7 protein-coding genes are annotated in these 6,943 nt (G+C 33.5%); 1 reads left to right on the forward strand and 6 read right to left on the reverse strand.

Annotation, left to right across the window (positions count from 1 at the left end):
- Window positions 1-36: 36 nt before the first annotated feature.
- From IJE13_RS04795 to hxlB, 6 genes are all read right to left on the reverse strand, one after another.
- Entirely contained in the window at window positions 37-648 is a 612-nt protein-coding gene (locus IJE13_RS04795) for a methyltransferase domain-containing protein (RefSeq protein ID WP_292777698.1), read from the reverse strand.
- A gap of 95 nt (window positions 649-743) precedes the next feature.
- Window positions 744-1,316, reverse strand: coding sequence for an FmdE family protein (locus tag IJE13_RS04800; RefSeq protein WP_292777702.1), 573 nt, complete (start codon window positions 1,314-1,316; stop codon window positions 744-746).
- A gap of 116 nt (window positions 1,317-1,432) precedes the next feature.
- Window positions 1,433-2,266: an ABC transporter ATP-binding protein gene (locus tag IJE13_RS04805; protein WP_292777704.1), complete on the reverse strand. Its 834-nt coding sequence runs from the start codon at window positions 2,264-2,266 to the stop codon at window positions 1,433-1,435.
- A gap of 69 nt (window positions 2,267-2,335) precedes the next feature.
- Window positions 2,336-3,361, reverse strand: a complete 1,026-nt coding sequence (locus IJE13_RS04810) for an iron ABC transporter permease (RefSeq protein WP_292777706.1) — start codon at window positions 3,359-3,361, stop codon at window positions 2,336-2,338.
- Between the two features lie 141 nt (window positions 3,362-3,502).
- Entirely contained in the window at window positions 3,503-4,609 is a 1,107-nt protein-coding gene (locus tag IJE13_RS04815; RefSeq protein ID WP_292777708.1) for an ABC transporter substrate-binding protein, read from the reverse strand.
- 354 nt (window positions 4,610-4,963) lie between these two features.
- Window positions 4,964-5,554: a 6-phospho-3-hexuloisomerase gene (gene hxlB / locus IJE13_RS04820; RefSeq protein ID WP_292777711.1), complete on the reverse strand. Its 591-nt coding sequence runs from the start codon at window positions 5,552-5,554 to the stop codon at window positions 4,964-4,966.
- A gap of 193 nt (window positions 5,555-5,747) precedes the next feature.
- Between hxlB and IJE13_RS04825 the strand changes: the two genes are divergently transcribed.
- Window positions 5,748-6,680 (forward strand): LysR family transcriptional regulator, encoded by a 933-nt coding sequence (locus tag IJE13_RS04825; RefSeq protein ID WP_292777713.1) that lies wholly within the window; start codon window positions 5,748-5,750, stop codon window positions 6,678-6,680.
- Window positions 6,681-6,943: the final 263 nt, after the last annotated feature.

Raw genomic sequence — 6,943 nt, forward strand, 5'->3', positions numbered from 1 at the left:
GATTAAAAAAGAATAAAAAAGAAAAAATAGCATGAGCTATTTTTGAAAAACAATCAAGTAATGAGATTTCCCTTGAGGAATGTCCTCACCGCAATCTGGATTTAAAGAGAATAATCTCATTCCATGTTCCTTAAAGACTTCTTCCAAGTCTTCAGGACTGCTTCTTACAGTGATAGGAGGACCATGTTTAGCTTCCTGTTTCTTATAATCCATGATAGCTATTTTTCCACCAGGTTTGAGAATTCTTTTAAGTTCTTCAATAGCTTCATCCATTCTTCTGGTTGCCTTAAATCCATGCCATACATTAATCAATAGAATAACGTCAACCACATCATCATCCAAGTCAATGTGATCAGGAATATCTGCACAAATTGGAATTAGATTATCATAACCCTTTTCACGAGCAGCCTTTTGAAGGTCTTCAATAGAAGGTTCATAGATATCCACGCCATAGATTATAGCATCATCATCTAAAATCTGGACAGCTTCAAGTGCAGCATGCCCATCACCACATCCTGCATCCATAAAAACTTCATTGCCATTAAGGTCCAATTCCATAATAATGTCATGAGCATTCAAAAATGACTCGCTTGACCTACCTTGAATACGATGTCCATTTGCAGGTAACATGCCTGTTGTATTTGCCATAAATAATCACCATTTAAATTAATAAGTTAATGTAAAAGTTATCGAATAATTGATCGTTTATTTAATTAAACGAATAATAAATTTGAACCCCTTTATTATTCATCAATTATCTCGTAATATGCCCCTTCAGCACATGGTATGCATACCGGTTTTCCACCACGGTTCAAGTGACGGCCATCAGTAATTTTTTCACCACAGATTGAACAGTAAGTACTTGTGTGTGGTTTACCAGGCATTTGAGAAGGCTTTAATTCAACATGAACCTTTTCCACATTGAAGAGTTCTTCAGCAGGAGTGCGTTTGAATCTTTCAATCATTTCATCTCTGGTTTCTCTAATCTTTTCCTGTTTATTAGCATCTGCATCAGATACTCTAATAGCTTCACCAGTATCCATATTATAGAAAGTCACTGCAAACTTACCATAGTACATTTGCTTTAGGGATCTTTTTCCCATGGTACATTTGGTTACTGATTGAACTGCATCTGCCATGCATCTGTCAATTTCCAAAAATACAATTAGGTTCTTATGACGTTTGTTCAATTCAAATCCCATTAATTCCATACCATACATTGCAAGCTTGGTACCAATAGCTATTCCACCACAGATTTCACCGTGGAACTCTTTAGCTTTTGCCAATTGTTCTTCATAATCTTCAACACTTACCATTTTTACACCTTTTTAATTAAGTTTTAAAAAATCTTTTATAAATAATTTTATGAAAATGATACATTATTTTTATTTAATTAATTTTCTTTAATTTTCTTTAATTTTCTTTAATTATTTTATTTATTTAAAGAATACTTTTTTGAATAATTGCTCATGACCAATTCCAAATTGGTCTTTAAGGGAACACAAATCTTTCTATTGTCTTCAAGTTCAACAAGCTTTACATCAATGCCATATGCCTTATTAAGGTTTTCCTCCGTTAAGACATCCTCAGGAGTTCCAAAGTCAATGAAAGTCCTATCTTTCATGATAGCCACTTTAGAAGCTGCCAAGAAAGCATGATCAGGATAATGTGAAGACATAATGACTGCAAGTCCTAAATTGGACAATTGCTCAATCATTTCCAATAGCTTGATTTGATTACCGAAGTCAAGATGGTTAGTTGGTTCATCCAAAATAAGCAAGTCAGGCTCTTGGGCAAGGACTCTTGCAAGGAAAACCAACTGGCGCTCTCCACCACTTAGATTTGTATAACTCTTATCCTTCAAATCTTTTATTCCTAGTGTCTTTAATGCATTTAAGGCTATTTCCTTATCCTCTTCCTTTGGAGATGCCGATAGATTGATATATGGAGACCTTCCCATAAGGACTACATCAAACACCTTGAAAGGAAATGATGGGACATGCCCCTGAGGAATATATCCTACAAGCTTTGCAATGTCATTATATGAAAGTTCCTTGATGTTTGTTCCATTTAATGATATGCTTCCTGAGTTCACTTCATGAAGGCCATTGATGGTTTTTATCAATGTAGTCTTACCGGTACCGTTTGGCCCCAATATGCATAAGACATCTCCCTTATCAATTGAAAAGCTGATGTTTTCAAAAACGATTGGAGAATCCTTATCATATGAAAAGGAAACATCTTTTACTTCCACTAACTTAACCATAATGCCACCACATCAATAAAACTAACTATAATCATCAAACTCTTCTAATCTCAAACTAATCAAATAAAACTAATTCCACTCGGAATAACCTCTTCTAAGCAAGTAAAGGAACAATGGAACACCTACAATAGCTGTCAATATGCCTATAGGAATCTCGATTGAAATAAAGGTTCTTGAAATGTTGTCAATCAACAACAGGAAACTTGCTCCAATGCTTATTGAAGCCGGAAGGAGAATCTTATGGTCAGGACCTACAATGATACGAGTCATATGAGGCACAACAAGACCTACCCAACCAATGATTCCACTAATGGATACTGCTGCAGATGTGACCAAAGTACATGCTACAATGATAATCAATCTAAGCTTGCCTGCATCCAAACCTAATGATTGGGCTTCCTCATCACCCATTGCCAATACATTCAAATGCCATCTTAAAACCAAGATGACAATCATTCCAATAATCAAAGGAATGATTATCATGGACAATTTATCAAAATTGACTGCAGATAAGCTGCCCATAAGCCAATAAGTTATTTGAGGCAACTTATCATAAGGATCTGCCATGAACTTGGTACCTGAAATCAATGCATTGAAGAAAGCAGATACTGCAGTACCAGACAATACAAGAAGAAGAATTCCTCCTGCCTTATATGCCTTTGAAATCCCATAAGTGATTGATACTGAAATGATTCCAAAGATAAAGGCAGACAACTGGATCAATGCATTTCCTGCATTTGCCAAAATGGCAATAGCTGCACCAAAACCTGCACCCATGGATACCCCTAAAAGGTCTGGGGATACAAGTGGGTTTTTGAATATTCCCTGAAATGAAGCCCCTGCAACAGATAATGCTGCACCAACAAGCAAAGCTGCAATGATACGAGGCAATCTGATTGTAAATACAATAGAATTAAGCTCTGGAGATACAGCTAATTGTGGAAATATAGGGCTTAAAATTGTCTTTACCACATCTATAGGCGCAACAGGATACCTTCCTAGCATAAATGATACAAAGAATAGAAATATTGGCAGCGCTATCAGCAATAGGTAAATAGCCAGTTTATCTATATTCAAAGAAGAATTCTCATTCATTAATACAAATCCTTAAAATTAATCAATTTTCATAAAATAATTTCTCTAAAATAATTTTCTTAAAATAATTTTCTTAAAATATCTAATAATCAATAAATAAAAAAAATAAGGAAAATTACTCCTTATTTTAAACTATTCAAACTATAAATCAGACTCTTTAATTCCAGAGGAAGTCAAGATCTCTTTTGCTTCATCATCACTTAAATCATAATGGTAGAAAATGCTGTAAAACTCTTTTGTGGCATCTACCATATTGATATTAGAATACTTATCCGGATAAATAACTTTAGCAGTCCAGGGAACACCAATGATTATGTTTGCACCTGGAGGCCTGTCAAACCATTTGAATGGAGATTGTGGAGAAATATAAACCTGATGATTCTTTACTGCTTTAACATTTGCCCATTTTGAATCCTTATAGACATTGTTGTAAAAGTCTTCATCAGTAGCTATAATCACATCAGGATTCCATTTCATCACTTGCTCAATTGAAACTGTAAGTTCGCTTCCACTATCCTGAACTTCAGTGTCTGCAACATTTTTACCTCCTACAAGGGAAATCAATTGCCCATGTGATGCACCGCTTGCATAGGTAGACAATCCATCTTCCCCTGAAGCATAGTAGACAGATTTCTTTTCGGAATCTGGAATGGATGATGCTACACTGTTCACTTCAGACAAGTATTTATCGTTGAAAGAGATAAGCTCGTTGGCCTTATCCTCTCTCTGCAATATCTTGCCCATAAACTCAATAGTGGAATCAATTTTAGTGACATTGGTATTGTCAGTTACAGCTACAACTGGAATTGAACCGAATTTCTCCTGCCTTTCTGCAACTGTAGATAGGTCAACTCCCATGCCTTCATCAATGGATTCCACTACAAAATCAGGTTCAGAAGCTATGAATTCCTCATAGTTACCGTCTTGGCTTCCAAACCATCCTCCAACAACTGGAAACTTGTCCTTATACTGATTTGGAACATACTTAAGCTCTTCATCAGTCCATTGGAAGTTGACACCAGCTATCTTTTCAGGAGCCAGCATATACATGATTGTAGTCATTGGAGGGCTTGTAGCAACCACCCGATTAATATCACCGGGAATATTTACTGTCCTATTAGCCATATCGGTTATGGTCTGATTGCCTGAAGAAGTCATGGAAGATGGTGATGCAAATAAGCTGATAGCCACCCCACATGCGATTAGGGCAATTAAAATAGCCAATATGATTGTAGTTTTCTTTTCCATATTATTACCTTAAAATTATATTATATATAACATGAAATATTTTTCATATCAATTATATAAATAATTTTCTAAATTATTGAATTAACAATATTATTGGAAAATATGGATAAAATAAAGCTTAAACGATTGAGAAAAATAGTTCATAAGGATAGAAAAATTAGTATAAATTTAAACAAGGAAGTTAATCGATTATAAACAAAGTGTATAACAGTGAAAAAATGACTAACTAGGAGAAATAAGATAAAAAAGAACATGAAAAGTATAAAGTAAAAAAAATGAGTAAAAAAATGATAAAAATAGAAAAAGCAAAATATAGAGTAAAAATATGATAAAAATAGAAAAATAGATGCTAATCTATTCTAAAACAGTATGTCTATTTTTTAAATCCTCTTCAGTTTTTCCCATAGCTTCCATTAATTCAGAAACCAAACCATCAAGGAATACTAATGAAGTAAGTTCAAATGCAGTTCCAAGAGGGGTTAAAGAGGTATAATTTCCTTTAATCTGTCTTTTAAGGTAGTTTTCATCATCCACTTCAACTTTTGTCCTACCTTTTACGTGAATGATTCCATCAGCTATTTGGCCTAAACTGCTTTCAGGATAGGAAGTCAATGCCAAAACCTTTGCACCTCTTTTTTTGGAAATATTTGCAGCAGTTACTATGGTATTTGTTTCTCCAGAACCTGAAATGGCTAAAATGCAATCCCCTGCATTGATAGCTGGAGAAATGGTTTCACCTACCACATATGAACTTAATCCCAAGTGCATCAATCTCATTGCAAATGCCTTTGCAGCAAGTCCAGATCTTCCTGCACCAGTTACAAAAATATTGTCTGCAGTTGTAATAATCTCAATAAAATTTGCTATATCTTCTTCAACCAAATATTCTTCTGCATCACGAATATTGTCTAAAATCGCCTCAATTGCTGATATCATAAACTCCATTTAAATCTACCTAAACCATCAATAATAATATTATATTGGTTAAGATATTTAAAATTAATCAGTGCATAAAATTCAGTAATGCAAATCAAAAAGTTTTTTTAATATTTTCAATAAAAGAAAATATATATTTTGAATAAAAGAAGAATATATTTTCAAAAGAAAAATTCAAAAAAATGGGGTTTAGAGGGATTTAATGGCAAATCGTGAAGATGAAAATCATGATGAATTTAAAGATGAAAAGTATATCATTAAACCTGAGATTGGAATTGAAATAGACGGAATATCCTTTAATTACAAGTTTTTTGAAACATTGGAATCACTATCAAAAACATATTCCCAAAGAAAGACAGCTAAGGAATTGAAGGTTTCCCACTCTGTACTCAATAGAAGAGTGAAGAATGCTGAAGACAAGCTTGGGGAAAAATTAGTGGTTACTGTAGGATCAGGCTCTGAACTAAGCCCTAAAGGATATGAACTCCTGGACATCTACTACAAATACAAAAACAGACTAGAGGACAGGGAGGAAATCATAATCGCCGGAGGACACATCATTACAGGACTCCTTCAAGCTATCAGCTATGACTTGCCATTTAAAACATTAATCTACAGCAGTGATGACGAAAGTGCATATGAACTTGCAAAACAGGATTTAGTGGATATTTTAGCATTGGATGACCCATTGCTTGCTTTTGAAAATGACTTGAACTTTACAGCTATTGCCTATGACCATTTGGTCCTGATTTCTCCAAATCATGGAAAGACCATTGAAAAGATAGAAGACTTGGATGGGTTAAAATTCATTGGAGTTAAGGGAAGCGCCCAAAGGTTGGCATGGAGCACATTAAGACAGGAAAACATCAACTTCACTATTGAAAGGGAAGTGAAATCACAGTTTGATGCATTCAAGATTGTTAGAAACTCTGATGAATACTATACCTTTTTGAATGCAAGCTATTTCAATGGAAATGAAATACTTAAAAATGAAACCCGTCACGTAATAAGTTTAGTGCAGATCAATGATACAAAAGAGGACATTTATAATTTAATTGAATATCTACTATTTGATGGACAAACCAAAATAGGAGAACAAGGATTTATACCTATGAAACCTTGGAAAAGCAGATAATTTGAATTAAAGTTTTTTATTAAGTTATAAGATTAAAAAATATTAAAAAATAGGGCATAAGAAGAATTATTAAAAAATAGAATGTAAGAAAAATTATCAAAAAGAAAAAAATAGAATGTAAGAAAAATTATCAAAAAGAAAAAAAATCGAATTATGAAAAATAAAAATTTCTAAAAAAAGAAAAAATGAAAGCTTATTTTAATAATAAAAAAAGAAAAAGTAAAAAAAGAAACGTTTCAAAAAATGAAACTTTAATCTACTTA

Origin of the sequence: Methanobrevibacter sp., assembly GCF_017410345.1 — an archaeon.
GTDB lineage: Archaea > Methanobacteriota > Methanobacteria > Methanobacteriales > Methanobacteriaceae > Methanobrevibacter.